The 24,763-nt window shown below is 67.8% G+C and carries 29 protein-coding genes and 1 pseudogene; 18 read left to right on the top strand and 12 right to left on the bottom strand.

Going from position 1 to position 24,763, the window contains the following annotated elements:
- Window positions 1–76: 76 nt before the first annotated feature.
- Window positions 77–364, bottom strand: a complete 288-nt coding sequence (gene gatC / locus ACFQ4G_RS15710; protein ID WP_238204745.1) for an Asp-tRNA(Asn)/Glu-tRNA(Gln) amidotransferase subunit GatC — start codon at window positions 362–364, stop codon at window positions 77–79.
- Window positions 365–470: 106 nt separating this feature from the next.
- Window positions 471–701, bottom strand: coding sequence for a hypothetical protein (locus ACFQ4G_RS15705; RefSeq protein ID WP_238204743.1), 231 nt, complete (start codon window positions 699–701; stop codon window positions 471–473).
- A 108-nt stretch (window positions 702–809) separates the two neighbouring features.
- Between ACFQ4G_RS15705 and ACFQ4G_RS15700 the strand changes: the two genes are divergently transcribed.
- From ACFQ4G_RS15700 to ruvX, 3 genes are all read left to right on the top strand, one after another.
- Entirely contained in the window at window positions 810–1,370 is a 561-nt protein-coding gene (locus ACFQ4G_RS15700; RefSeq protein WP_238204741.1) for an SMI1/KNR4 family protein, read from the top strand.
- Between the two features lie 353 nt (window positions 1,371–1,723).
- Window positions 1,724–2,152 (top strand): hypothetical protein, encoded by a 429-nt coding sequence (locus ACFQ4G_RS15695; protein WP_238204740.1) that lies wholly within the window; start codon window positions 1,724–1,726, stop codon window positions 2,150–2,152.
- A gap of 122 nt (window positions 2,153–2,274) precedes the next feature.
- The gene (gene ruvX, locus ACFQ4G_RS15690; protein WP_238204738.1) at window positions 2,275–2,775 is read left to right on the top strand and encodes a Holliday junction resolvase RuvX; all 501 of its coding nucleotides are present in this window, start codon (window positions 2,275–2,277) and stop codon (window positions 2,773–2,775) included.
- Here ruvX and dprA read toward each other — a convergent pair.
- From dprA to ACFQ4G_RS15660, 6 genes are all read right to left on the bottom strand, one after another.
- The gene (gene dprA, locus ACFQ4G_RS15685; RefSeq protein WP_238204812.1) at window positions 2,765–3,940 is read right to left on the bottom strand and encodes a DNA-processing protein DprA; all 1,176 of its coding nucleotides are present in this window, start codon (window positions 3,938–3,940) and stop codon (window positions 2,765–2,767) included. The genes ruvX and dprA overlap by 11 nt on opposite strands.
- Before the next feature lie 36 nt (window positions 3,941–3,976).
- Entirely contained in the window at window positions 3,977–4,579 is a 603-nt protein-coding gene (gene plsY, locus ACFQ4G_RS15680; RefSeq protein WP_379040568.1) for a glycerol-3-phosphate 1-O-acyltransferase PlsY, read from the bottom strand.
- Between the two features lie 2 nt (window positions 4,580–4,581).
- Window positions 4,582–5,889: a dihydroorotase gene (locus ACFQ4G_RS15675; protein ID WP_238204734.1), complete on the bottom strand. Its 1,308-nt coding sequence runs from the start codon at window positions 5,887–5,889 to the stop codon at window positions 4,582–4,584.
- A gap of 88 nt (window positions 5,890–5,977) precedes the next feature.
- Window positions 5,978–6,268, bottom strand: a complete 291-nt coding sequence (locus ACFQ4G_RS15670; protein ID WP_027173543.1) for a type II toxin-antitoxin system HicB family antitoxin — start codon at window positions 6,266–6,268, stop codon at window positions 5,978–5,980.
- A gap of 13 nt (window positions 6,269–6,281) precedes the next feature.
- Window positions 6,282–6,488, bottom strand: coding sequence for a type II toxin-antitoxin system HicA family toxin (locus ACFQ4G_RS15665; protein ID WP_238204732.1), 207 nt, complete (start codon window positions 6,486–6,488; stop codon window positions 6,282–6,284).
- Between the two features lie 13 nt (window positions 6,489–6,501).
- Entirely contained in the window at window positions 6,502–7,446 is a 945-nt protein-coding gene (locus ACFQ4G_RS15660; RefSeq protein WP_238204730.1) for an aspartate carbamoyltransferase catalytic subunit, read from the bottom strand.
- 189 nt (window positions 7,447–7,635) lie between these two features.
- On the opposite strand from ACFQ4G_RS15660, the gene ACFQ4G_RS15655 reads away from it, so the two are divergent.
- The 15 genes from ACFQ4G_RS15655 (at window position 7,636) to folK (ending at window position 21,698) form a co-directional block, all read left to right on the top strand.
- Window positions 7,636–8,505 carry a cytochrome b/b6 domain-containing protein gene (locus tag ACFQ4G_RS15655; RefSeq protein ID WP_238204728.1) on the top strand — a complete coding sequence of 290 codons (870 nt, stop codon included), beginning with the start codon at window positions 7,636–7,638 and terminating at the stop codon, window positions 8,503–8,505.
- Window positions 8,502–9,392, top strand: coding sequence for a molybdopterin-binding protein (locus tag ACFQ4G_RS15650; RefSeq protein WP_238204726.1), 891 nt, complete (start codon window positions 8,502–8,504; stop codon window positions 9,390–9,392). Before ACFQ4G_RS15655 ends, ACFQ4G_RS15650 begins: the two co-directional genes overlap by 4 nt.
- A gap of 234 nt (window positions 9,393–9,626) precedes the next feature.
- On the top strand, window positions 9,627–12,404 hold the full coding sequence (topA, locus tag ACFQ4G_RS15645; protein ID WP_238204724.1) for a type I DNA topoisomerase: 2,778 nt from the start codon (window positions 9,627–9,629) through the stop codon (window positions 12,402–12,404).
- Between the two features lie 135 nt (window positions 12,405–12,539).
- Window positions 12,540–12,746, top strand: a complete 207-nt coding sequence (locus tag ACFQ4G_RS15640; protein ID WP_238204721.1) for a hypothetical protein — start codon at window positions 12,540–12,542, stop codon at window positions 12,744–12,746.
- Window positions 12,747–12,839: 93 nt separating this feature from the next.
- A complete protein-coding gene (locus ACFQ4G_RS15635; RefSeq protein WP_238204719.1) occupies window positions 12,840–14,453 on the top strand; it encodes a sensor histidine kinase in 1,614 nt (537 codons plus the stop codon).
- Entirely contained in the window at window positions 14,450–15,154 is a 705-nt protein-coding gene (locus ACFQ4G_RS15630) for a response regulator transcription factor (protein WP_238204717.1), read from the top strand. The genes ACFQ4G_RS15635 and ACFQ4G_RS15630 overlap by 4 nt, the downstream gene beginning before the upstream one ends.
- A 179-nt stretch (window positions 15,155–15,333) precedes the next feature.
- Window positions 15,334–15,423, top strand: coding sequence for a pyrroloquinoline quinone precursor peptide PqqA (pqqA, locus tag ACFQ4G_RS15625; RefSeq protein WP_018043604.1), 90 nt, complete (start codon window positions 15,334–15,336; stop codon window positions 15,421–15,423).
- A 43-nt stretch (window positions 15,424–15,466) separates the two neighbouring features.
- A complete protein-coding gene (gene pqqB, locus ACFQ4G_RS15620; protein ID WP_238204715.1) occupies window positions 15,467–16,366 on the top strand; it encodes a pyrroloquinoline quinone biosynthesis protein PqqB in 900 nt (299 codons plus the stop codon).
- A 148-nt stretch (window positions 16,367–16,514) separates the two neighbouring features.
- Entirely contained in the window at window positions 16,515–17,591 is a 1,077-nt protein-coding gene (gene pqqC, locus ACFQ4G_RS15615; protein WP_238204713.1) for a pyrroloquinoline-quinone synthase PqqC, read from the top strand.
- On the top strand, window positions 17,588–18,745 hold the full coding sequence (gene pqqE, locus ACFQ4G_RS15610; RefSeq protein ID WP_238204711.1) for a pyrroloquinoline quinone biosynthesis protein PqqE: 1,158 nt from the start codon (window positions 17,588–17,590) through the stop codon (window positions 18,743–18,745). The genes pqqC and pqqE overlap by 4 nt, the downstream gene beginning before the upstream one ends.
- Window positions 18,742–19,455 (top strand): hypothetical protein, encoded by a 714-nt coding sequence (locus ACFQ4G_RS15605; RefSeq protein ID WP_238204709.1) that lies wholly within the window; start codon window positions 18,742–18,744, stop codon window positions 19,453–19,455. The genes pqqE and ACFQ4G_RS15605 overlap by 4 nt, the downstream gene beginning before the upstream one ends.
- Window positions 19,436–19,804 carry a hypothetical protein gene (locus ACFQ4G_RS15600; protein WP_379040545.1) on the top strand — a complete coding sequence of 123 codons (369 nt, stop codon included), beginning with the start codon at window positions 19,436–19,438 and terminating at the stop codon, window positions 19,802–19,804. The genes ACFQ4G_RS15605 and ACFQ4G_RS15600 overlap by 20 nt, the downstream gene beginning before the upstream one ends.
- A gap of 276 nt (window positions 19,805–20,080) precedes the next feature.
- On the top strand, window positions 20,081–20,854 hold the full coding sequence (folP, locus tag ACFQ4G_RS15595; protein WP_238204808.1) for a dihydropteroate synthase: 774 nt from the start codon (window positions 20,081–20,083) through the stop codon (window positions 20,852–20,854).
- Window positions 20,851–21,228, top strand: a complete 378-nt coding sequence (gene folB / locus ACFQ4G_RS15590) for a dihydroneopterin aldolase (protein ID WP_238204707.1) — start codon at window positions 20,851–20,853, stop codon at window positions 21,226–21,228. The genes folP and folB overlap by 4 nt, the downstream gene beginning before the upstream one ends.
- Window positions 21,225–21,698 carry a 2-amino-4-hydroxy-6-hydroxymethyldihydropteridine diphosphokinase gene (gene folK / locus ACFQ4G_RS15585; protein WP_238204705.1) on the top strand — a complete coding sequence of 158 codons (474 nt, stop codon included), beginning with the start codon at window positions 21,225–21,227 and terminating at the stop codon, window positions 21,696–21,698. The genes folB and folK overlap by 4 nt, the downstream gene beginning before the upstream one ends.
- A gap of 10 nt (window positions 21,699–21,708) precedes the next feature.
- Here the strand turns inward: folK and ACFQ4G_RS15580 are convergent, their stop codons facing one another.
- The 4 genes and pseudogenes from ACFQ4G_RS15580 to ACFQ4G_RS15565 all read right to left on the bottom strand — a co-directional run.
- Window positions 21,709–22,254 carry a L,D-transpeptidase family protein gene (locus tag ACFQ4G_RS15580; RefSeq protein ID WP_238204704.1) on the bottom strand — a complete coding sequence of 182 codons (546 nt, stop codon included), beginning with the start codon at window positions 22,252–22,254 and terminating at the stop codon, window positions 21,709–21,711.
- Between the two features lie 83 nt (window positions 22,255–22,337).
- Window positions 22,338–23,195, bottom strand: coding sequence for a rare earth element methanol dehydrogenase accessory protein XoxJ (gene xoxJ / locus ACFQ4G_RS15575; protein ID WP_238204698.1), 858 nt, complete (start codon window positions 23,193–23,195; stop codon window positions 22,338–22,340).
- On the bottom strand, window positions 23,195–23,824 hold the full coding sequence (locus ACFQ4G_RS15570; RefSeq protein WP_379040542.1) for a c-type cytochrome, methanol metabolism-related: 630 nt from the start codon (window positions 23,822–23,824) through the stop codon (window positions 23,195–23,197). The genes xoxJ and ACFQ4G_RS15570 overlap by 1 nt, the downstream gene beginning before the upstream one ends.
- A 112-nt stretch (window positions 23,825–23,936) precedes the next feature.
- Window positions 23,937–24,763: pseudogene (locus tag ACFQ4G_RS15565) on the bottom strand (PQQ-binding-like beta-propeller repeat protein); the annotation flags it as partial.

Genomic DNA, 24,763 nt, shown 5'->3' with positions numbered 1-24,763 from the left:
AAAGCCCGCCGGACCCCGTCGCCATTCTCAGGCGCCGCGCGGTCCGAGCCGGGCACGCATCACGAAATCGAGCGTGCTACTCGACCACCTTCGGGACGAGGAAGTAATGGTCCTCGGTCTCGGGGGCGTTGAAGACGATGTCGCGGGCATGTCCCCCGTCGGTCACCACGTCGGCGCGCTTCTTCATCGCCATCGGCGTGACCGAGGTCATCGGCTCGACGCCGTCGACATCGACTTCGGAGAGTTGCTCGACGAAGGCGAGGATGGCGTTGAGCTCGCCCTGGAGCGGGGCGACCTCCTCGTCGCTCACCGCGATACGCGCCAGATGCGCGATACGCCTCACTGTGGTTGCGTCGACCGACATGCTGCCTTCGGACCTCGGGACCCCGCGCCGGATCGCGCGTCAGGGGCCGGGCTATAGCACCGGGCTCCGCGGCCCCGCAACGCCGCGGCCGGAGGGAAGCGTCGCGTCAGACGATGGCGTTGCCGGCATGGGCCGGCGCCTCGACCACGATCCCCTTGTCCTGGCGCCTCATCTCCGCCTGCCGGAAACCGAGAGCCATGATCTCGAAAGCCAGGACGAGCATCAGCTTGTGCCGGAGCGGCATGCCGCCCCCGGTCGCGGTACGCGCGGCGGTGGCGCCCGTTCCGAGCGGCCGTCTCGTGCCGAGCCATCGCGACATGCGGTCGAGCCGATGCATTCCGCCTCCGTATCGTTAACAGATCCTTAACGGACTTATGGCGCATTCGCTCCCCGTGCGGCTATTCCCCTTCCGAGGTATGGTTAAAACGCGTTGGGGACAGGCATCATGTGGCAGACGGTGTTCGCGGAATTCGCCGCCGGGCCGAAGGCCGAGGCGGCCGAGATCGAGCGCGCCGAGACGGAACTCGGGTTTGCCCTGCCGGAGAGCTACCGCAGCTTCTGCCTCGCCTGCGGAGCCGGACTCGCGGGCGGTTCCGTCCGCATCGCGATCCCGAGCCCGAGCGAGAGTGCGGATCTCGTCACCCGCTCCGAACTGATCGCCCACAGCATCGCCTCCGTGATCGAGACGCGGGAGGGGCATCGCTTCGAGGTCGAGGGCGACGACCCGGCCGTGGTCGAGCGCGCCTGCTTCTTCGGTGAAACCGAAGCGGGCGAGTTCCTGTTCTGGGACGTCGTTCCCGGCACCGACGGGGACGAGCGCCGGGAATACGAGATCTGGGTGATGGGCGCCGATCTCGAATCGGTCCGGTTCGGCGGAGCCGACCTCTACGACCTCATGCGCCGGCTTCAGGGCCCCGCCGTGCGCGGCATCCTCGGCATGGGCGCCGAACCGCTGCCCTCCAGCTTCCTGGGCGACGGCACCAAAGGCTCGGCCGGCCTGCACTGACCGCCCGCTCCTGGTTCAATGCTGAACCGCAGTCATCGAATGATGACAAGTCTTGGTGAGCCTGTCCCATAGATCAGGCTCACGAAGGTCCGGCGGACGACCGCCGCCGCGCGGTCACGCGGACAGACCGGGATGAAGGCGAGTTCGGCGAGGTCTGATATTATTCGTTGTGGCGCTCGTTTGCCATAAGGCAACAGCTATTGAAAATTTTGATGAACAACTGCAATGTTCATCGATAAAAGCGCCGAAAATTGATTTCGCGTTCCTCACTCTTGTTCTTCGATGTTCCTGCGTCGAAGCCAAGAACGATTATTAGCTTAGGATTATGTAAATTCGTAGCCGGGAGTGCGGAGATGGATGCCGAACAAGCGAAAATTAAAGCCTGCGCTGCGTATCAGGCGAGATATCCTCAAGACATTCATGTGACGGCGACTGATTTCATAGAAAAGGCATTTTCAGGCTCTCTTGTCTCCATACGGGCCGAAGAGCCATCAGGAAATATTACCGAAGAAGTTGTCTATTTAGACAAATCTTACAATGTAACTATATTTAACACTACCGAGGAACTCGTCCGTTTTATGCAGAATAAGTCGAAAATGTGGATTGTTGATCTGATATCGGACCAGTCGTTTGTAACAGGTATTGTTTTTATATCATTGATAGTTTTCATTTTTCTTTTAGGCATGCAAGGAAATGACAAATTTGGGAAAGAGCCTTTGGCGGCTCTCAGCAGTGTTCTGGGCGCCGCGGCTGGATTTTACTTCAGTCAGAAGAAGACCTGATGGGACTAGCGGATGACCGCGAGCGTCGTGCGCGGATTGCCGGGGTGCTATCGGCTCGATGAACTCTTGCCGGCTCGAGTTGGATCGCGCAGGAGGAGCGCCATCACGGGAGCGGGACGGACATGGACGAGGCTGAAATGCGGGCTTTCGCGGAGGCCTCGCAAGGGGGCGCACGCCTCATCGGCATCGATCTCGGCACCAAGACGATCGGCCTCGCTTTGTCCGATGTCGGCCGGCAGATCGCCTCGCCGCTGGAGACCATCCGCCGGGTGAAGTTCACCCCCGACGTCGCCCGCCTGCGCGTCCTGTGCGAGACCCACCGGGTCGGCGGCCTCGTCATGGGCCTGCCCCTCAACATGGACGGCAGCGAAGGACCGCGCGTCCAGGCGACACGCTCCTTCGTGCGCAACATGAAGCCCCTGCTCGACCTGCCCGTGCTGTTCTGCGACGAGCGCCTCTCCACGGCGGCCGTGACCCGCGCGCTGATCGCGGCGGATGCGTCGCGGGCCAAGCGCGGCGAGGTCGTGGACATGCTGGCCGCCGCCTACATCCTCCAGGGCTGCCTCGACCAGATCCGGGGGATGCTGGGGGAGGAGGAAGCGGAGACGGATTTCAGCCGATGAGCGACACCGCTCCGCTGCCATGCCGCTCGATCCGCCCGTCGAGTTCCAGCTCCAGCAGCGTCGTCTGGACGATGCGCACGCTGAGGCCGGCGGCACGGGCGAGGTCGTCGGTGCCGATGGGGGTCGGGCTGAGATAGGCGATGAGGCGGGTCCGGTCGTCCGTCGGTTCGGGCGGCTCCGGCTCCTCTTCCGGCTCGGGGGCCGCTCCGCCGATCCCGTCGAGTTCGTCCCAGAAGATCGGCGCGTCGGCGAGGTCCGGCCGGTCGAGGGCGAGTTGCCCGCTCCCCTGTTCGAAATCTCCCCGGCCGATCAGCGGCGCGATGGCGGAGGTCACGTGCTCGACCTCCGAGACCAGGGTCGCGCCCTGGCGGATGAGGTCGTTGGTGCCCTCGGCGCGGGGATCGAGAGGCGAGCCCGGAACGGCGAAGACCTCCCTGCCCTGCTCCAGGGCGAAGCGCGCGGTGATGAGCGAGCCCGAGCGGCGGGCGGCCTCGACCACGACGGTCCCGTAGGCGAGGCCCGAGATGATGCGGTTGCGGCGGGGAAAGTCGCGGCCGCGAGGCTCCCAGCCCATGGGCATCTCGGCGAGCACCGCGCCGCCGGCCTCCAGGATGCTCTCCACCAGAGCCTCGTGATTGGCCGGATAGATCCGGTCATGGCCGCCGGCGAGCACTGCCACCGTGCCCGAGAGCAGGGACGCCTTGTGGGCGCGGGCATCGATGCCGCGGGCGAGTCCCGAGACCACGACGAGGCCGGCCTCGCCGAGGCCCCGTGCCAGCCGCTCGGTGAAGCCGAGACCGGCGGCCGAAGCGTTGCGGGAACCGACGATGGCGATGGCCGGCCGGTACAGGATCGCCGTCTCTCCCCGGATCGCGATGAGCGGGGGAGCCGAATCGGCGGCCTGGAGCAGCGTCGGGTACTCGTCCTCGCCCATGGCGACGAGGCGGGCACCGATCCTGGCCGCAGCCTCCATCTCGGCTTCCGCCTGCGCCCGCGTCACCGGCACGACCCGCTTGGCGCCGCGTCCGGCAAGCCCCGGCAGGGCCTCCAGAGCCGGACCGGCTCCACCGAACCGGTTGATCAGGGTGCGGAACGTGCGCGGGCCGATACCGTCGGTGCGGATCAGCCGGAGCCAGTCGAGGCGTTGGGCGGGGTTGAGTTGCATGCCCATGCCCCGCACCTCTCCCGATGGCCGATCGGGTCAGCCTTTCTGCCCGATCCGCCCCTCGGACCCGTCGAGCAGCCGGCGGATATTGGGAGCGTGCTTCCACCATAGCAGGATCGCGAGTAGGAGAAACAGCAGCGCAACCGCAGGATGTCCCGTCGCCCACAGGACGATGGGCGTCGCGGCCGAGGCGGCCAGCGCCGCCAGCGACGAGTATTTCAGGGCGAAGGCGAGGCCGAGCCAGATCGCCGCGAAGGCGAGGAGCCCGATGGGGCTGAAGGCGAGGAGCACGCCGAGGAAGGTGGCGACCCCCTTTCCGCCCTTGAACCCGAGCCAGACCGGGAAGAGGTGGCCGAGGAAGGCGCCGAGCCCGGCCGCCAGGGCCGCCCCCTCGCCGAGGCGGAAGGCCACCAGCACGGCGAGAGTGCCCTTCAGCGCGTCGCCGAGCAGCGTCGCCGCCGCGAGGCCCTTGCGGCCGGTGCGCAGAACGTTGGTCGCGCCGATATTGCCCGAGCCGATGGCGCGGACGTCGCCGAGCCCGGCGAAACGGGTGAAGATCAGTCCGAACGGGATCGAGCCGGCGAGGTAGCCGCCGATCAGGCTCGCGAGCAGGACCGGCCAGCCGGTATCGAGAAGCACGCTCACGCCGCCGCCTCCGTGCCCTGTGCCGCGCGGAAGACGATGCGGCCGCCGACCATGGTCAGCGACGCCGCGCCCTGGAGACGGGCCTCGTCGAAGGGCGAGTTCTTCGAGCGGGACTTCAGGCTGCGCTTGTCGAGCACGTAGGGCAGGTCGGGATCGATCAGGACGAGGTCGGCCGGTGCGCCGACGGCGAGCCGGCCGGCCTCGCGCCCGAGGATCCGTGCGGGATGGGCCGTCAGGGCGGCGAGCAGGCGGGGCAGCGCCACGTCGCCGGTATGGACGAGGCGGAGCGCCGCGCCGAGCAGGGTCTCGATGCCGAGCGCTCCGTCGGCGGCCTCGGCGAAGGGCAGGCGCTTGGTCTCGACGTCCTGCGGGTTGTGGTCGGAGACGACGACGTCGATCACGCCCTCGTTCAGGGCCTCCACCAAAGCGAGGCGGTCGGCCTCGTGGCGCAGGGGCGGCGAGAGCCGGCAGAAGGTGCGGTAATGGCCGATATCGCCCTCGTTGAGGACGAGATTGTTCACCGAGGCACCGCAGGTCACGGGCAGGCCGTCGTGCTTGGCCCGCCGCACGATCTCGACGGAATCGGCGCACGAGATCATGGCGGCGTGGTAGCGCCCGCCGGTGAGGCGCACGAGGCGGATGTCGCGCTCCAGCATCACCGTCTCGGCCTCCCGCGGGATGCCGACGAGGCCGAGGCGCGAGGCCATCTCGCCCTCGTTCATGACGCCCTCGCCGACGAGGTCGGGCTCCTCCACGTGCTGCATCAGCAGGGCGCCGAAATCACGGGCATAGGTGAGCGCGCGGCGCATCACCTGGGCGTTGCGCACGGCCTTCAGGCCGTCGGTGAAGGCGACGGCGCCGGCCTCCTGCAGCAGGCCGAACTCGGTCATCTCCTGGCCGGCGAGCCCCTTGGTGATGGCGGCGGCGGGCAGGACGGTGACGCAGGCGGTGTCGCGCGCCCGGCGCAGGACGAAATCGACGATGGCCGGCCCGTCGATGACCGGGTTGGTGTCCGGCATGCAGACGAGCGTCGTGACCCCGCCGGCCGCGGCCGCGGCGCTGGCGCTCGCCAGGGTCTCGCGGTGCTCGGCGCCCGGCTCGCCGACGAAGGCGCGCAGGTCGATCAGGCCGGGAGCGAGGACATGGCCGGCGCAATCGATGGTCTCGGCGCCCTCGGGGGGGGCGGGCGACGCACCCCAGGCGATGTCGGCGATGCGGCCGTCGCGCACGAGGACATGGCCCGGCCCCTCGCGGCCGGTGGCCGGGTCGCAGAGGCTGGCATTGGCGAGGAGGAGCGGGCGCACGGTCAAAACCCTCCCCCCTCCACGGAGAGTGGACAGTGGTAGGCAGACGCTGAACCCGGGTCGCCGTCAGGAAACGCTCGAAGCACCACTAACCTGCTAATCGTTCGAGTTCTGGGACTTGGACGACGATGACCGCATGCCCCAGCGACAATGCCTGCTGTACGTCCGCATCGCTGCGCAGGTCTTCGATAGACCGCGACGGCGGCAGCGCCTCGTTGTCGGCCTGGGCGTCTTCGATCCAGAGCCGTAAGGCCTCCGGCGCTCGATCTAGAGCGATATCCGCTGTCTCGCCCGCGGTACCGCAGCCGGGCAGGTCGGGAAACCAAATTCCCCACAAGGACCCTGGGTCCTTCTCGAGGATGCCGAGATACCGGATCATCGCTCCATCCCTCTCAGACAAGCCAGCCAGCCGAGCGGGCGATGTTTCGGGCCGTACCGAGCGGCAGGTCTCCCCGCCCACGCGGCACCGGAATACGCCCTGGCTTCTGCGGATGTTTGTAGACGTCGTGGTCTCCGGTCGCCACCCGTACGGTCCAGCCCTCTCCGTCGAGACGCTTCCGAATGGCCCGGATGTCCAAGTCGAAGGTGCGTGGCGGCATGGTACGCCCCGGCTCACGCGTTCGGCAGATGCGTCGCGAGGGCTTCGAGCACCGCCATGCGCACGGCGACGCCCATCTCCACCTGCTCGCGGATGAGGGATTGCGCCCCGTCGGCGATCTCGGACGAGATCTCGACGCCGCGGTTCATGGGTCCCGGATGCATCACCAGGGCGTCGGGGCTCGCCAGGGCCAGCTTGTCGGCGTCGAGGCCGAAATAGCGGAAATACTCCTTCACCGAGGGCACGAAGGAGCCGTTCATGCGCTCGCGCTGGAGGCGCAGCATCATCACGATGTCGCAGCCCTCCAGACCCTTGCGCATGTCGGTGAAGACCTCGACGCCGAAACGCTCGATCCCGGTGGGGAGCAGCGTCGAGGGGCCGATGACACGAACCCTCGCCCCCATCGCCTGGAGCAGGATGATGTTGGACCGGGCGACGCGGGAATGCAGGACGTCGCCGCAGATCGCCACGCGCAAGCCCTCGATCCGGCCCTTGTTGCGGCGGATCGTGAGCGCGTCGAGGAGCGCCTGGGTCGGGTGCTCGTGGGCGCCGTCGCCGGCATTGACCACGGCGCAATCGACCTTGCGGGCGAGGAGATGCACCGCCCCGGCCGAATGGTGGCGCACGACGATGATGTCGGGCCGCATGGCATTGAGCGTCGCCGCCGTGTCGATGAGGGTCTCGCCCTTCTTCACCGAGGAGGAAGCCACCGACATGTTCATCACGTCGGCGCCCAGCCGCTTGCCGGCGAGTTCGAACGAGCTCTGCGTGCGGGTGGAGGGCTCGAAGAACAGGTTGATCTGGGTGCGGCCGCGCAGGATCGTGCGCTTCTTCTCCACCTGCCGCGACAGCGCCACGGCATCCTCCGCCCGGTCGAGGAGGGCCTCGATATCGGGGCGCGTCAGCCCCTCGATGCCGAGGAGATGCCGATGGGGAAAGGAACGGGATGCGACGGTCATTCTGGGACCATGGCTATAGGGAGAGGAAGGGGGAGCGGCAAGGAGGCGGGCGCGCCGCCGGTCGGCCGCGCCCCGCGGACTGCATGCGGCGTGTAACCTTTCCGCCCCGTGGCTCGTAGTCCCGTCACAGCCCACGCCCATCCCGGGTTCCCGGATGGGGTTCGACCTGTCGATTCCGGAGTCCGCCCCTTGGCCGCGAGCACCACGAAACGAGCGCATGAGCGGATCGAGACGGTCCGCCGCCGCTGGTCCTTCCGCCATCCTCTGGTGATCCGGGCCGCGCACTGGATCAACCTCGTCTGCCTCGTGGTGCTGCTGATGAGCGGGCTGCAGATCTTCAACGCCCATCCGGCGCTGTACTGGGGCTCGGCCTCGCATTTCGACACGCCGCTCGCCGCCATCGCCGACGACGAGACGCCGCAGGGCACCGCGCGGGGCATCGTCACGGTCGGCGGCCATACCTTCGATACCACCGGCTGGCTCGGCCTCTCGGCCTTTCAGGGCGCGCAGGCGAGCCGGGCCTTCCCCGCCTGGATCACCCTGCCGGCGAACCAGGACCTCGCCACCGGGCGCCGCTGGCACTTCCTGTTCGCCTGGGCCTTCGTCATCAACGGGCTGATCTATCTCCTCTACGGGATCGAGAGCGGCCAGCTGCGCCGCCGGATCGTCCCCCAGAGGGATCAGATACGGGATTTCGGCACCTCGGTCCGCGAGCACCTGACGCTCAGATTCCCGCGAGGCGAGGAGGCCAAGCGCTACAACGTGCTGCAGAAGATGACCTATTTCGTCGTCATCGTCCTGCTCCTGCCGCTGATGCTGCTCACGGGCCTCGCCATGTCGCCGGGTTTCAACGCGGTGCTGCCCCTGCCCGCCCTGTTCGGCGGCCGGCAATCGGCGCGGACGGTTCATTTCATCGTGATGAACCTCCTGGTGCTGTTCACCCTCGTCCATGTCGTGCTCGTGCTGGTCTCGGGCGTCTGGAACAACCTGCGCGGCATGGTCACCGGCTGGTTCGTGATCGAGACGACCAGGACCTCCGATTCGGGAAAGATCCGATGACGCGCCCTCCGAACCGCCGCGGCATCCTGACCGGCGCGGCCGGCCTGCTGAGTGCCGCCTTCCTCGGCGGCTGCGACCGCATCGCCGGCACCGAGTGGGGCCGGCGCACGCTGAAGCTCGGCGAGGATGCCAACCTGTTCGTACAGCGCCTGCTCCTCACGCCGACCTCCCTCGCCCGCGAGTTTTCCGAGAGCGACATCTCGCCCTGGTTCAAGCCGAACGGCACGATCGACCCTCAGGACAGGGGCTACAAGGCACTGGCGAAGGCCGGTTTCGCGCGCTTCGGCCTCCGGATCGACGGCCTGGTCGAGCAGCCTCAGGACCTGTCGCTGGCCGAATTGCGCGCCCTGCCCGCGCGGACCCAGATCACCCGGCACGATTGCGTCGAGGGATGGAGCGCCATCGGCAAGTGGACGGGCGTGCCCCTCGGCGAACTCCTGACCCGGGCGAGGCTGAAGCCGAATGCGCGCTACGTCGTCTTCCATTGTGCCGACACGATGGAGATGGCCGGCGGCGGTCTCGAAGGCGGCGAGGAGGCGGAGGAGGCCACATCTTCCGATGCCGACACCTCGGGCGGCGCCGAAGGCAAGGCCACCGACGCGGCCGATGCCGCTGGCGGCCCGGCCGGCCGGCCGATCCGGTACTATGAGAGCATCGACCTCACCGACGCCTTCCACCCGCAGACGATCCTCGCCTACGACATGAACGGCAAGCCCCTGCCCGTCTCGAACGGCGCCCCCCTGCGCCTGCGGGTCGAGCGCCAGCTCGGCTACAAGCAAGCCAAATACGTCATGCGGATCGAGGTGGTGGACAGCCTGTCCGGGATCGGCGACGGCCAGGGCGGCTATTGGGAAGATCGCGGCTACGAATGGTATGCGGGGATCTGACGGAGGCTTCGATCCGGAAGCGGGCTTCCAGATGGGCTTGCAACGGCGTCGTGCGCCGCCGATTTGACAACCCCGTGCCCTTGACCCACTTGTCCCACGCCCAGCGCCGAGCCGGCCACGGTGTCAGGCCACGTTTCAAGTCTTGCACATAATTTGTGAGCCTCGGCGGGTGCGAACCCTGCCGGCTGCGAGGCCCGGCGGCTGCTCGGGCACTGACGAGAGGCTGATCCGCACATGAAAGTCGTCGTCGTCGAGTCGCCGGCCAAGGCCAAGACGATCAACAAATATCTCGGCCGCGACTACGAGGTGCTCGCCTCGTTCGGCCATATCCGCGACCTTCCGGCCAAGGACGGCTCCGTCGACCCGGAGGCGGATTTCCGCATGCTGTGGGAGCTGGACGATCGCGGCTCGAAGCGCGTCTCGGAGATCGTCAGGGCGCTGAAGGGGGCCGACGGCCTGATCCTCGCCACCGATCCGGATCGCGAGGGCGAGGCCATCTCCTGGCACGTGGTCGAGGCCTTGAACGCCCGCAAGGCGATCAAGGGCATGCCGATCGAGCGCGTCACCTTCAACGCCATCACCAAGGCGGCGGTGGACACCGCCATGCGCAACCCGCGCCAGATCGACCAGGCCCTAGTGGACGCCTATCTGGCGCGCCGGGCGCTGGACTATCTCGTCGGCTTCAACCTCTCGCCGGTCCTGTGGCGCAAGCTGCCGGGCGCCCGTTCGGCCGGCCGCGTCCAGTCCGTCGCCCTGCGCCTCGTCTGCGAGCGCGAGCGCGAGATCGAGACGTTCCGCCCCCGTGAATACTGGTCGCTGGTGGCGACCCTGGTGACCCAGGACGGCGCCGTGTTCGAGGCCCGTCTCGTGGGCGCCGACGGCAAGCGCATCCAGCGCCTCGACGTCGGCACCGGCGACGAAGCCGCCGCGTTCAAGCGCGACCTCGAACTCGCGACCTTCCAGGTCGGCAGCGTCGAGGCCAAGCCGGCCAAGCGCCACCCGGCCCCGCCCTTCACCACCTCGACGCTCCAGCAGGAGGCCTCGCGCAAGCTCGGCCTCGCCCCCGCCCAGACCATGCGCGCCGCCCAGAAGCTGTACGAGGGCGTCGAGATCGGCGGCGAGACGGTGGGCCTCATCACCTACATGCGGACCGACGGCGTCGACATGGCGCCCGAGGCCATCGCCGATGCCCGCCGCGTCATCGGCAAGGAATACGGCGAGCGCTACCTGCCGGGCGTGCCGCGCAAATACAGCGTCAAGGCCAAGAACGCGCAGGAGGCGCACGAAGCGGTCCGCCCGACGGACATGAGCCGGCTACCGAAATCCGTAGCCCGCTATGTGGATGCTGAGCAGGCCAGGCTCTACGACCTGATCTGGACCCGCACCGTGGCGAGCCAGATGGAATCGGCCGAGCTGGAGCGCACCACCGTCGACATCGTCGCCTCGGTCGGTCCGCGCAGGATCGAGCTGCGCGCCACCGGACAGGTGGTGAAGTTCGACGGCTTCCTCACCCTCTACCAGGAGGGCAAGGACGACGAGGAGGACGAGGACGGCAAGCGCCTGCCGCCGATGACGGCCGGCGACGCGCTGAAGCGCGAGCGCATCGTCTCGACCCAGCATTTCACCGAGCCGCCGCCGCGCTATTCCGAGGCGAGCCTCGTCAAGCGGATGGAGGAACTCGGCATCGGCCGGCCCTCCACCTATGCCGCCGTGCTGCAGACGCTGCGCGACCGCGAATACGTGAAGATCGAGAAGAAGCGGCTGGTGGCCGAGGACAAGGGCCGCCTCGTCACCGGCTTCCTCGAGAGCTTCTTCAAGCGCTATGTCGAGTACGATTTCACCGCCGATCTCGAGACGCAGCTCGACCGGGTCTCGAATGCCGAGATCGACTGGCGCGAGGTGCTGCGCGATTTCTGGCGGGACTTCTCGGCCGCGATCTCCGGCACCAAGGAGCTGCGGGTCACCGAGGTGCTGGATGCGCTGAACGATCTCCTCGGGGCGCATATCTTCCCCGAGAAGGCGGACGGCTCGAACCCGCGCACCTGCCCGACCTGCGGCTCGGGACAGCTCTCGCTCAAGCTCGGCAAGTTCGGCGCCTTCGTCGGCTGCTCGAACTACCCCGAGTGCAAGTACACCCGCCAGCTCGCCGCCTCCGGCGTCGAGGGCGAGGGCGACGGCTCGTCGGAGAATGGCGGCCAGCCCGGCACCCGCGTGCTCGGCAACGATCCCGTCAGCGGCCTGCCCGTGACGATCAGGGACGGCCGCTTCGGCCCCTTCGTCCAGCTCGGCGAAGCCTCGACGGAAAAGGGCGCGGAGAAACCCAAGCGCTCGTCGCTGCCGAAGGGGCTCGCTCCCTCCGCGGTGGATCTGGAAAAGGCCCTGCGCCTGCTCTCTCTCCCCCGCGAGGTGGCCAGGCACCCCGAGAGCGGCGAGCCGATCCTGGCCAATCTCGGCCGGTTCGGTCCTTACGTGCAGCACGGGAAGATGTACGCCAATCTCGGCCGCGACGACGACGTGCTGGAGATCGGCGCCAACCGCGCCATCGACCTGATCGTCGCCAAGGAGCAGGGCGGCGGACGCCGCGGCCCGGCCTCCGATCCCGGCCGGTCGCTCGGTACCCATCCCGAGACCGGCAAGGACATCGTGGTGAAGTCGGGCAAGTACGGTCCCTATGTCACCGACGGCACCACCAACGCGACCCTGCCGAAGACCATGGCCGCCGAGGACATCGCCCTGCCACAGGCGCTCGAACTGATCGCCGCCCGCGAGGCGGCGGGCGGCGGCAAGAAGAAGGCGCCGGCCCGCAAGACCGCCAAGAAGGCCACAGCGACGAAGACCACCGCCAAGGCGGGGGCGGCGAAGGCTCCCGCGAAGAAGGCGGCGACCAAGGCGGCGGGCACCGAGGAAGCGGCCGGGACGGCGGCGAAGACCACGGCCGCCAAGACCACGAGCACGACCACGACCGCTGCCAAGAAGCCGGCGGCGAAGGTGGCCTCGCGCAAGAAGGCCTGATCCGTCGGCCCGTCGATGACGCGTCTCGTCTCTCCATCGCGGGGAGGAGAGACGCGTCATCGAGCCCCTCTTGCGCGCCCCGGCGGTCTGGCCGACCATTGCCGTATTGTCCGCGTCAGGCGAGGCTTTTGCCCCATGCTGATCCTGCTCTCCATCTGTCTCGCGGCCCAGCCGTCCCAGTGCAAGGAGGACAGGATCTCCCTGTCCTACGAGGCGACGAACCCGTTCATCTGCCTGCGCACCGCGCAGAGCGCGCTGGCCACCTGGCAGGAAACCCACCCCGAATGGCACGTGACGCGCTGGCGCTGCGCGACGCGGGAGAGCCTGCCCAAGGACCTGTGAGCACCCGCCCCTGCCCGATGGGTCTGGACGCCGTGGCGGATTGCGCTATCGCTCCCGCCTGAGGGAACGGCGAGACACGGGCGGCCATACGCGATGCGCTCTCTGAAGGTCAGGTTCGCGCTGCTGCTCGGCGGCGCCGCGTTGCTGGTCGTCCTGGCGGCACTCGGGGTGCTGGGCTCCATCGGTGCGGCCGAGCGCACCATCGACCGGACGCTGGCGGCGCAGGCGCGGCTCGAACTCCTGGTGGAACTGTCCGGCCGCATGACCCAGTACGGTCTCGCCGCGCTGGAGACCGTGAGCAATCCGGACGCCCAGCCCGAAGGTCTCGCCATCGCCCGCACCAATGTCGACCGGGCGCTCGTCGCCGTCGACGAGGCGCTGGGCAAGAGCATCGCCGTCAGCGACGATCCCCTCGACCGGATGCAATACGCCGCGCGCACGCGGCCGCTGGCCCAGCTCCGCTCGGCGCGGGCCATCCTCGACCGGCAGGTCTCCCAGGTCCTGCGCCAATCGGAGGAGGAGCAGCGGCGCAACTCCATCCGCGGCGCGCTGAACGGGTTCGGCGCCATGACCGGCCAGCCGCTCTCCTTCCTCATCGAGGTGGAGCGCCGCTCGATGATCGCGGGATCGGACGAGGCGCGCCAGCTCTCTTCGACCCTGCGCATCGCGTCGCTCGCCGCCGTCGTCCTGGCCCTGGTCCTGGTCTTCGTCCTCTACCGGGCGGTGACCCGGCCGACCCTGGCGCGGATCGAGGCGGTGCGCCAGGCGGCGGGCGCGGTCGGGCGCGGTGAGCTCGATACGCGGCTCTCGGTGGCGACCCGCGACGAACTCGGGCTGCTGGTCGCGAACTTCAACCGCATGGCCGCCCGCCTCGCCCGGCGCGAAGGGCGGCTGGCCGCCGACCGTGCCGCCCTCGAAGACACGGTGGAGGCGCGGACCACCGACCTGCGCGCCGCCAACGAGCGCCTCGAGGCGGTGGACCGCTCGCGCCGGCGCTTCTTCGCCGATGTCAGCCACGAATTGCGCACCCCGCTCACCGTGATCCTCGGCGAATGCGACATCGCGGCCCGCTCGGCCGGACGAGCCGGAGTCGACCATGCGCCGGTCTTCTCCACCATCCGCAAGCGGGCACTCCGCCTGCAGCGCCGCGTCGAGGACCTGCTGCGGGTCGCCCGGTCGGAATCCGGCCAGATCGAACTCGACCGCCGCGCCACCGGCGCCGTCGCCATCCTCACCGACGCGGTGGACAGCGCGGCCTCGGAGGCCACGCGCCGGAGGGTGAGCCTCACCCTCGAACCGGCCCGGCGCGACGTCACGCTCCTGGCCGACCGGGAATGGCTGCGCCAGGTGGTGGAGAGCCTCATCGACAACGCCCTGCGGCACGCGACCGGGCTGACGCGGGTCACCGTCGCGCTCGCCGTGGAGGACGGGATCTCCGCCGCGATCACGGTGACGGATGACGGGGCGGGCTTTCCGGAAGCCGGCGCGGACCTGTTCGAGCGCTTCCGACGGGAAGGCCATTCGGGCGAATCCGGCTTCGGCATCGGCTTGGCACTGGCGCGTTGGGTAACGGAGCGCCATGATGGAACGATCGGCCTCGGATCGGGCGAGGATGGGAAAGGCGCGCGCGTGACGCTCGTCCTGCCCGTCCTCGACCTCGATTCCGGGGCTCCAGAGGAAACGAAGCGGAAGGAAGGCGTCGCATGACGCGTGTGCTCATCGTCGAGGACGACAGCGACATCCGGGCCATGCTGGCACGGGGTCTGGAGGCGGAGGGGTTCTCCGTGGGCGTGGCCGGCTGCGTCGACGACGCCCTCACCTCCGCCCGCGACGATGCGCCCGGTGCCGTCGTCCTCGACATCACCCTGCCCGACGGCTCGGGCCATGATGTCTGCCGCTCCCTGCGCGAGGGCGGGTATCCCGGCCCGATCCTGTTTCTCTCTGCACGCGACGAGGTCCGCGACCGGGCCGAGGGTCTGGCGCTGGGGGCCGACGACTACATCGTGAAGCCGTTCGTCTTCGACGAGCTTCTCGCCCGCCTCCAGACGCATCTCCTGCGCCGCAAGGAATCGGACCAGCCGCGCACCATCGTCACCGCCGGCAAACTCGTCCTCGATCTCAACATCCGGCAGGTCTCCCTGGGGGATGCGACAGCGCGCCTCACGCCGCGGGAGGCCGAGCTCCTCGCCCTCCTGATGGACAAGGCCAACCAGCCGGTGTCGCGCGGCGACATCTTCGACAAGCTCTGGGCGGGCCAGGGCGGGCTCTCGCTGAATGTCGTCGATGTCTACGTCGGTTACCTGCGCACCAAGCTGTCCGATTTCGTGCGTTTCGGCGGCCCGGTGATCGTCACCGTGAGGGGCCGCGGCTTCATGCTCGATCTGCGCGGGCAAGATTTCCGACACTAAGTCCAAGCCGGATTCCGGAGGGTTCCGGGACGATCCGGCAATTTATCGCTTGAAGAGTCCGGCGGAATTGTCGATATAGCTCCCGCGACAGAAATGACTGCGCCGTCAGTGTCTTAGGATCTTCTTAAAACCGGATCCGGATGCTGCTGACGTCAAAGAAACCTTTTAGGAGAAACACCATGACCTGGGCTGCCCCCGTCGTTTCCGAGATCTGTGTCGGCATGGAAGTCACCAGCTACGAGTCGGCCGAGATCGACACCTTCAACTGAGATATGCGTCGCGCTTGAGGATCGAGGCAGCGCCGGTTCAGCCATGCATGTCGTGATCCTCGGCTCGGCCGCGGGCGGCGGCCTTCCCCAGTGGAATTGCCGCTGCCCCATCTGTTCCCTCGCCCGCGAGGATGCCTCCCGCGTGCGGCCGCGGACCCAGTCGAGCATCGCCGTGTCGCCCGATGGCGAACGTTGGCTCCTGGTGAACGCCTCGCCGGACATCCGGCAGCAACTCTTCGACAATCCGGCGATGCATCCGCGCGAGGGCCTTCGCCATTCGCCGATCCACGCCGTGCTCCTCACCAACGGCGATGTCGACCACGTGGCGGGGCTGCTCACCCTGCGCGAGGGCCAGCCCTACACGCTCTACGCCACCTCCGGCATCCTCGATTCGGTCAATGCCAACCGCGTCTTCGACGTCATGGCCGCCGATGTGGTCTCGCGCGAAAAGATCGCCCTCGATCGCGGCTTCGAACCGGTTCCCGGCCTGACGGTCACGCTGTTCGCGGTGCCGGGCAAGGTGCCGCTCTGGCTCGAGGACGAGACCATGGAGATCGGCGCCGAGACCGAGACCACGGTCGGCGCGATGATCGAGGCGGGCGGGCATCGCCTCGCCTACATTCCCGGCTGCGCCCGCGTGACGGACGGGCTGAAGCAGCGCATCGCGGGCGTCGACGCGCTGCTGTTCGACGGCACCGTGCTTCTCGACGACGACATGATTCGCGCCGGGGTCGGCGTGAAGACCGGTTGGCGGATGGGCCATGTTCCGATGACGGGAGAGGGCGGATCGATCGCGGCCCTCGCCGATGTGGAGATCGGCCGCCGGGTCTTCGTCCACATCAACAACACCAATCCGGTGCTGGTGGAGGGCTCCGCCGAGCGCGATCGCGTGGAAGCCGAGGGCTGGACCGTCGCCCATGACGGGCTGACCCTGTCGCTCTAGCCGGACGTTCGGCTGGCATTTTAGTGCCGCAGCCTTATCTTGTGTCCAATGGGATTGTGCGATTCCTGCCCGTGGCCTTCACGGGGATCGACGCCATCTATAAGAAAAGTTCTACCGTCCGCCCTTCGTCGAAACGCCGAGCCACGCCATGACCGCGCCTTTCCCCACCCCCAAGACCGACGAGTCCCAGCGCCTGCTCAGCCCCGAAGAACTCGAGGCGGCCCTGCGCGACATCGGTGCGCGTCGCTACCACAACCTGCATCCGTTCCATCGCCTGCTGCACGACGGCAAGCTGAACAAGGATCAGGTCCGGGCCTGGGCGCTCAACCGCTACTATTACCAGGCGATGATCCCCGTGAAGGACGCCGCCGTGCTCGCCCGCATGACCGACGCCTCCCTGCGCCGGGTCTGGCGCCAGCGGATCGTCGACCATGACGGCGACGCGCCCGGAGACGGCGGCATCGAGCGCTGGCTCAAGCTCGCCGAGGGCGTCGGCTTCCGCCGCGACTACGTGGAATCGACCCAAGGCATCCTGTCAGCGACGCGGTTCTCGGTGGATGCCTACGTGCATTTCGTGAAGGAGCGCTCGCTCCTCGAAGCCATCGCCTCCTCGCTCACCGAGATGTTCTCGCCGACCATCATCTCCGAGCGCGTGGCGGGGATGCTGAAGAACTACGACTTCATCACCAAGGACACGCTGGCCTATTTCGACAAGCGCCTGACCCAGGCGCCGCGCGATGCCGATTTCGCCATCGCCTACGTCAAGCAGCACGCCACCACGCCCGAGCTGCAGCGTCAGGCGATGGATGCGCTGACCTTCAAGTGCAACGTGCTGTGGACGCAGCTCGACGCCCTCTACTTCTCTTACGTGGCACCGGGCATGACCCCGCCGGATGCGTGGATTCCGGGCACCGGCCTCGTCGCCGAGGTGGCGCAGGCGGTCGGCACCGGCACGATCCGGTCTGGCGACGTGCCCCGCCTGCCCCGCGGCGTGCGCCTGCGCCACGACGAGGTCCGCGGCCAGCACGTGCTGCTGGCGCCCGAGCGCACCTTCGACCTCGATGCCAATGCCGTGGCGGTGCTGTCGCTGGTCGACGGCCAGCGCAGCGTGCGCGACATCGCGGGCAAGCTGGCCGAGACCTTCGCGGCCGACCGGGACGTGATCGAGGTCGACGTCCTGGCGATGCTCAACGACCTCGCCACCAAACGGGTTCTGGAGCGATGAACGCCATCACGCCGAATACCCCTTCCCTGCCGGCTCCGGTCGGGCTCCTCGCGGAGCTGACCCATCGCTGCCCCCTGCGCTGTCCCTATTGCTCGAACCCGCTCGAACTCGACCGGCGCTCGGGCGAGCTCGACACCGCGACGTGGCAGCGGGTGCTGACGGAGGCGGCGGGTCTCGGCGTGCTGCACGTCCACCTGTCGGGCGGAGAGCCGACGGCCCGCAACGACATCGTCGAGATCACCCGGACCTGCGCCGAGCTCGGGCTCTATTCCAACCTGATCACGTCCGGCGTCGGCGGGGCGCTGGCCAAGCTCGACGCGCTCTACGATGCCGGGCTCGATCACGTGCAGCTCTCGGTGCAGGGCGTGGACGCCGCCAATGCCGAGAAGATCGGCGGCCTGAAAAACGCGCAGCCGCAGAAATTCGCCTTCGCCGAGCGGGTGACCCAGCTCGGCCTGCCGCTGACCCTCAATTCGGTGATCCATCGCGGCAACATCCACGAGGTCGAGGGTTTCATCGATCTGGCGGTGAAGCTCGGCGCCAAGCGTCTCGAAGTCGCGCACACCCAGTATTACGGCTGGGCCTACGTGAACCGCGCCGCGCTGATGCCGGACAAGGCCCAGGTCGATCAATCGATCCGCATCGTCGAGGCGGCCCGCGAGCGGCTGAAGGGCCAGCTCGTCATCGATCTCGTGGTGCCGGATTACTACGCGAAATATCCCAAGGCCTGCGCCGGCGGCTGGGGCCGCAAGCTGATGAACGTCACGCCGGCCGGCAAGGTCTTGCCCTGTCACGCCGCCGAGACCATCAAGCAGCTCGAATTCTGGTACGTGTCCGACCATTCCCTGGCCGATATCTGGGCGAATTCGCCCGCTTTCACCGCCTATCGCGGCACGGACTGGATGCAGGAGCCCTGCCGCTCCTGCGACAGGCGCGAGAAGGATTGGGGCGGCTGCCGCTGCCAGGCGCTGGCCCTGGCCGGCGACGCCGCGGCCACCGACCCGGCCTGCTCGCTCTCCCCGCTCCACTCCAAGGTGCGGGAACTCGCCAAGGAAGAGGCGGCCGAGACGCCGCCCGATTATGTCTACCGGACGATCGGCAGCAACGTGGATCGCGCTGCGCCGCCGCCCCTGAAAGAGGATGCTCCCCTGTGAAGCCCGTACTCGTCGCGCTCGCCCTGTCGCTCGCCGGCCTGCCCGCCCTGGCACAGGGCACGCCCTCGGCCGACGCTCCCGCCGTCACCAAGGCCAACACGGCCACTCCGCCCAATGCCTCGGACCTGCTGTTCGAGGAGCCGCAGATGAAGAACGTGGCTCCGGGCTCGACCCTGACCTATTCCTATCTGCGGCGCAGCGGCATCTCCAAGGGCCCCTTCGGCCCGACCATGGACGACCAGATCAAGCTCACCATCGAGCCGGGTGCGGCGCCGGAGAAGCGCAATATCCGCGTGCAGATGTTCTCGGGCGCCAACCGCTTCCCGGCGGGCCCGTTCGAGGACATGCCGGGCAACCCGGTGATGACGCTCTTCCTCGAGCATCACCTCATCGATCTCGCCAAGGTGCTCTCGGCCAACCCGCGCTACATCAAGAACGGCATCCGCAAGGCGCTTCGCGACAATGCGACGGTGACCGCCACCACCGCCACGGTGAAGGGGCAGACGGTGGATGCCTGGCGCGTGGAGGTGCAGCCCTTCCTCGACGACAAGATGAAGGACCGCATGCGCGGCCTCGAGAACCTGAAATACACCTTCGTGACGTCGCCTGCCGTGCCCGGCGAACTGCTCTCCATCGAGGCGCAGTCGAAGACTGCGGATGGCGGCGAACTTCTCCAGGAGAACCTGACCTATGATCCGAACGCTGGCTAAAGGCGGCCTCGTCGCCGTCATGCTCGGCCTCGCCGGCGCTCCCGCCCATGCGGTCGAGAGCGAGAACGACTATCCCACCGAGGCGCGGGCGGATTACGTCTTCGGCTGCATGGCGGCCAACGGGCAGTCGCGGGAATCGCTGTCGCGCTGCTCCTGCTCGATCGATGCCCTCGCCTCGATCCTGACTTATGACAAATACGTCCAGGCGAGCACCGTCCTGTCCATGCGCCAGGGCATCGGCGCCCGTTCGAACGAGTTCAAGTCGACCAAGGTGTTCGACGACAAGGTGGCGGACCTCCGCCGTGCGCAGGCCGAGGCCGAAATCCGCTGCTATCGCGGCGGGGTGTGACCGGCAGACATCCGCCCGGACACGGCGATCCATCTCCGCCTCATCCTGGGAAGCGGTGAAGCGGCCTCGAAGGAGCCTTCCCGTGCTCGCGGTGCGATCGGGAGGCCTCCTTCGAGGCCTTCGCTTTGCTTGGACACATCAGGATGAGGTGGATCGATGGGATCGTCCTGGTCTACAGCATCGAGACCGATCCTTCGTCGAAGAGCCCCAGTGCCACCATCCCCGTCCCCGACCCTGAAAACCCTCCTGCCCGGCCTCGGTGAGCGCGTGCTCGTCATGGGCATCCTCAACGTCACCCCGGATTCCTTCTCGGACGGGGGCCGTTTCGAGGGGCTGGAGGCAGCGCGCTCCCAGGCCGAGGCGCTCGTGGCGGAAGGGGCGGCCCTCGTCGATATCGGCGGGGAATCGACCCGGCCGGGCCATATGCCCGTATCGGCGGCGGAGGAGCAGGCCCGCATCCTGCCCGTCATCCGCGACCTCGCCCCGCGCCTCGCAGTCCCGATCTCGGTGGACACCTACAAGGCCTCCACCGCCGAGGCGGCGCTGGGCGCGGGGGCCAGGATCGTCAACGACGTCTGGGGCCTGCAGCGCGAGCCGGACATCGCCCGCGTCGCGGCCGCCCATGGCGCGCCGGTCATGGTGATGCACAACCGGGAATCGATCGACCCCGATATCGACATCGTCGCCGACATGCTGCGTTTCTTCGAGCGCTCCCTCGACATCGCCCGCCGCGCCGGCATCCCGGACGCGGACATCGTGCTCGATCCCGGTATCGGGTTCGGGAAGAGCTGGTCCCAGCATCTCGAAGCCCTGCGGCGACTGCCCGAACTCAAGGCCCTCGGCTTTCCGGTCCTCGTCGGCGTCTCGCGAAAGTCGATGCTCGGGCGCCTGCACGATGCCGAGACGAAACCCGTCGACCGCCTGTTCGGCTCGCTGTCGAGCCATGTCCTCGCCGCGACGCTGGGGGCCGACATCGTCCGCGTCCACGACGTGGCACCCCATGTGGACGCTCTTCGCGTCGTCGATGCCGTGATGCGGACCACCCGATGAGCGATCGTATCCTCGTCGAACGCATCGCCGTCTTCGCCTATCACGGACTCCTCGAGGAAGAAGCGCGGATCGGCCAGCGCTTCTATATCTCCCTCGATTGCCGCATCGACCTGCGCCAGGCCGGCCTGTCGGACGACATGGCGCAGACGGTGAGCTATGCCGACCTCACCGAGATCGTGGTGCGCATCGCCACCACCCGGCGCTTTTCCCTCATCGAGGCCCTGGCCGAGGCCATCGCCGCCGAGATCCTCGACCGGTTCGCGGGCGTGGACAGCATCGGGGTTCGCGTCGACAAGCCGAGCGCCCCCGTGCCGGCGGTGATCGACGGCGTCGCCATCTCGATCATGCGCAGCCGCGCGGGACTCTCGCGATGAATGCCGCCTATCTCGGTCTCGGCAGCAATATCGGCGACAAGGCGGCGACCATCGCCGAGGCGATCCGGCGGCTCGAAGCCAGCCCGGGCATCCGGCTCACCGCGCGCTCCAGCGACTACCGCACGCCACCCTGGGGCGATACCGACCAGGACTGGTTCCTCAACGCGGCGGTCGCCGTCGAGACCGACCTGACCCCGCACGCCCTGCTGGAGACCGGCCTCGCCATCGAGACCGCCATGGGGCGGGTACGCGAGCGGCGCTGGGGTCCCCGCGTCATCGACATCGACGTGCTGTCCTATGAAGGCGCCGCGATCTCCGACGAGCGTCTCGTCCTGCCGCACCGTTTCGTGCGCGAGCGCGCCTTCGTCCTCGTCCCCCTGGCCGAGATCGCTCCCGATCTGATGATCGGGCCGGAGACGGTGAGTCAGGCCCTGTCGAAGCTCGATACGGCCGGCATCGTCCGGGAATGATGCCGGGCCGTCACGGTCGAAGCTCGATCGGCGTGCCGACATCGACGCGGGCGTAGATGTCGGCCATCTCGTCGTTGGCGACGCCGACGCAGCCGCTGGTCCAGTCCTTCAGGCGATGCAGCCGGCCGAGCCAGGAGAAGCCGTTCATGATGCCGTGGATCATGATGTCGCCGCCCGGCTCGTAGCCGGTATCCTGCGCCGCCCGCGCGTCGGCCTCGTTCGGATAGGACACCTTCAGGGAGAGATGGGCGACGCTGAGCGGGTTGCGATAGGCGATGGCATAGACGCCCTCGGGCGTTCGCCCATCGCCTTCCCGCTGCTTGTGGCCGACGGGCGAGAACCCGAGGGAGACCGGGTATGCCGCAAGCACCCGGCCGTCCCGAAACAGGGTCAGGCGACGGGCGGATTTCTCCACGAGAACACGATCGGCCCGCTCGGGCTCGGCGACGAGATCCGGGGCGACGCGGCCGATCTGGGCACGGTCGGCCACGACGAATCCCGTCGCGGCGACGGCGAGGATGGCTGCAGCCGCGAGGCCGGTCCGTCGTCGTGACATCGCCGCCCTCCCCTCGTGGCCCCCGGCGCGCTCGTGGCATCCCCTCGCTCCCGACGACCGGTCGAGAGCGAGGAGACCCGGCATCAGGGAGCGGCAGCCGGCTCGAGCAGCTTGTTGCCTTCGTCTTCCAACAGCGGGACGTCGTAGTCCCGCAGGACCTTCTCGATATCGGCCCTGCGCTTGCGCAGGATCGTATTGAGGCTGCGCTTCCAGTCGTTCTCCTCCATCCGCACGCCCATGGCGATGCGGAAGGTGAGAGCCGGACGATCCGGCTCCTGCAGCAGCGGCACGACCTTCATCGCCACGCCGCTCTGCTTGGCGAGCCAGCCGGCGGCCGGTCCCCAGAGGATGGCCGCATCGATCTTCTTCTCGGCGAGATCGCCGATGACCTCGGCGGAGACCGTCTGGTACTTGCGCGCGGGATCGAGCTGATAGGGCGCGTAGGCCTTCATCGACGCGATGAGGCCGACCTCGCCCATCCGGTTCACGGGCGGCGTGCCGCCGATGACGCCGATGGCCTTGCCCTTGAGTTTGGGGTCGTCCAGCCGCGTGACGTCGTCCAGTTCCCCGCTGCGCACGACCAGGGAATAGCTGGAGCGATAGTAGGGGTTGGTGTGCTGGACGAGCTCGCCACCGGCCGCCGAGCCGATGATCAGGTCGCACAGGCCGGTGCCGAGCGTGTTGCGGACGAAGCCGGGGCCCTGCGTCAGCCAGTAATAGCGGACCTTGACCTTCAATTCGTCGGCGACGATCGCGGCGATCTTGTTCTCGAACCCGTCTTCCTTGCGCTGGGAGAACGGCATGTTGCCGGGATCGCCGCAGACACGCAGGACGTCGGTGGTGACGAGATCGGGGAGGGATTGAGAGAGGGCGGGACGCGCCCCTGCCGAGATCAGCAGGAGCGCGCAGAACGCCGTCGAGACGGAGCCGGAACCAGCCATCAGCCGCCCAGGCACTCCTTCTCGGCCTTCTTGGCCGCTTCCGGCTTCTCTTCCTTGTCGGTCGGGCGCACGCGCGGCATCGCACCGGAGGCACGGGCCTTCAGATAGGTGTAGAGGTCGTCGGCGTAGCACATGACGTTCTTGTTATCGCCGAAGGCGGGCATGACGTTGGTGCCGCTCGAGCTGATGTCCTGCTTGCCGCCGGCGATGATGCCGATGAACTCCTCGTAGGAGATGCGCTTGAGCGAGTCCTTGAGGGCGGGCGCGTAGGTCGATCCCATGGCGTCGGGGCCGTGGCAGACGTGGCACTCGGCGTGATAGCGGCGGTAGCCGGAATAGGCGTACCAGTCGAACTTCTTGCCGTCGTTGGTGATGTGGTAGGTCGGAGCGCCGTCCTTATCGAAATACTTGCCGTCTTCGACCTTCACCGCCTGATACTTCTCGAGGAGCTTGGCGTCCTTTTCAGAAGAATTGGGGTCGAGCTGATTGGCCACTGCAGGATCGGCAGCAGGCTTGGCGTCTTCCGCCCGGACGGCAACGGTGGATGCGAGAGCCAGAACCAGGGCGGCCACGAGCGGACGGATGGCGGCTTTGCTTTCGTACTGCAACGACGTTTCTCCCAGGAGCATTCTCGGTCCACGCGACCGAGGTTCGAAGTCTTCTTAATAACGATCTAATCATAAAGGTGCCGGCGCGGAAACCCGCGCCGGCACCCTAAAGCTTCGAGCTTCGTGCGACCGATTAGTTCGGCAGAGCGAAGACGGTCAGCTGTCCACCAAGGTTGGTGTAGTTCGAGAGAGCGGCGTAGCCACCCACCGCGCCGAGACCGGCGTTCGGGTCGGTCAGGCCGGCCGCGAGGCCGATGCCGGCCCAGCCACCGACACCCGACAGGATGCCGACGAACTGCTTGCCCTTGTGCTGGTAGGTCATCACGTTGCCGATGATGCCCGACGGGGTCTTGAACTTGTAGAGTTCCTTACCCGACTTGGAGTCGACGGCCTTCAGGTAGCCCTCGAGGGTACCGTAGAAGACCACGTCGCCGGCGGTGGCGAGAGCACCGGACCACACCGAGAACTGCTCGGCATTGGACCAGACGATCTTACCCTTGACGCCGTCCCAGGCGATGAAGTTGCCCATGCCGCCATGGCTGTTCGGCGCGGGGTACATCGCGAGGGTCGCACCGACGTAGGGCTGACCCGGGGTGTAGCTCACCCGGAACGGCTCGTAGTCCATGCAGACGTGGTTGGTGGGCACGTAGAACAGGTTGGTCTTCGGCGAGAAGGCAGCAGGCTGCTGGTCCTTGGTGCCGAGGGCCGCGGGGCAGATACCCTTGGAGTTGGTATCTTCACCGTTCTGCTCGGTGGAGTACTTGGCGACGACCAGCGGGCGACCGTAATTCTTGGAGCCCTTTTCCATGTCGACCTTGGTGGCCCAGTTCACCACCGGATCGAACTTCTCGGCGACGAGAAGCTCGCCGGTCGCGCGATCGAGGGTGTAGCCGAAGCCGTTGCGGTCGAAGTGGGTGAGCAGCGGACGATCCTTGCCGTCCACCTTCTGATCCGTGAGGA

Source organism: Methylobacterium marchantiae (assembly GCF_042679825.1).
In the GTDB taxonomy this organism is placed as follows: Bacteria; Pseudomonadota; Alphaproteobacteria; order Rhizobiales; family Beijerinckiaceae; genus Methylobacterium; species Methylobacterium marchantiae.
This window is presented reverse-complemented; position numbering and strand designations above follow the sequence as displayed.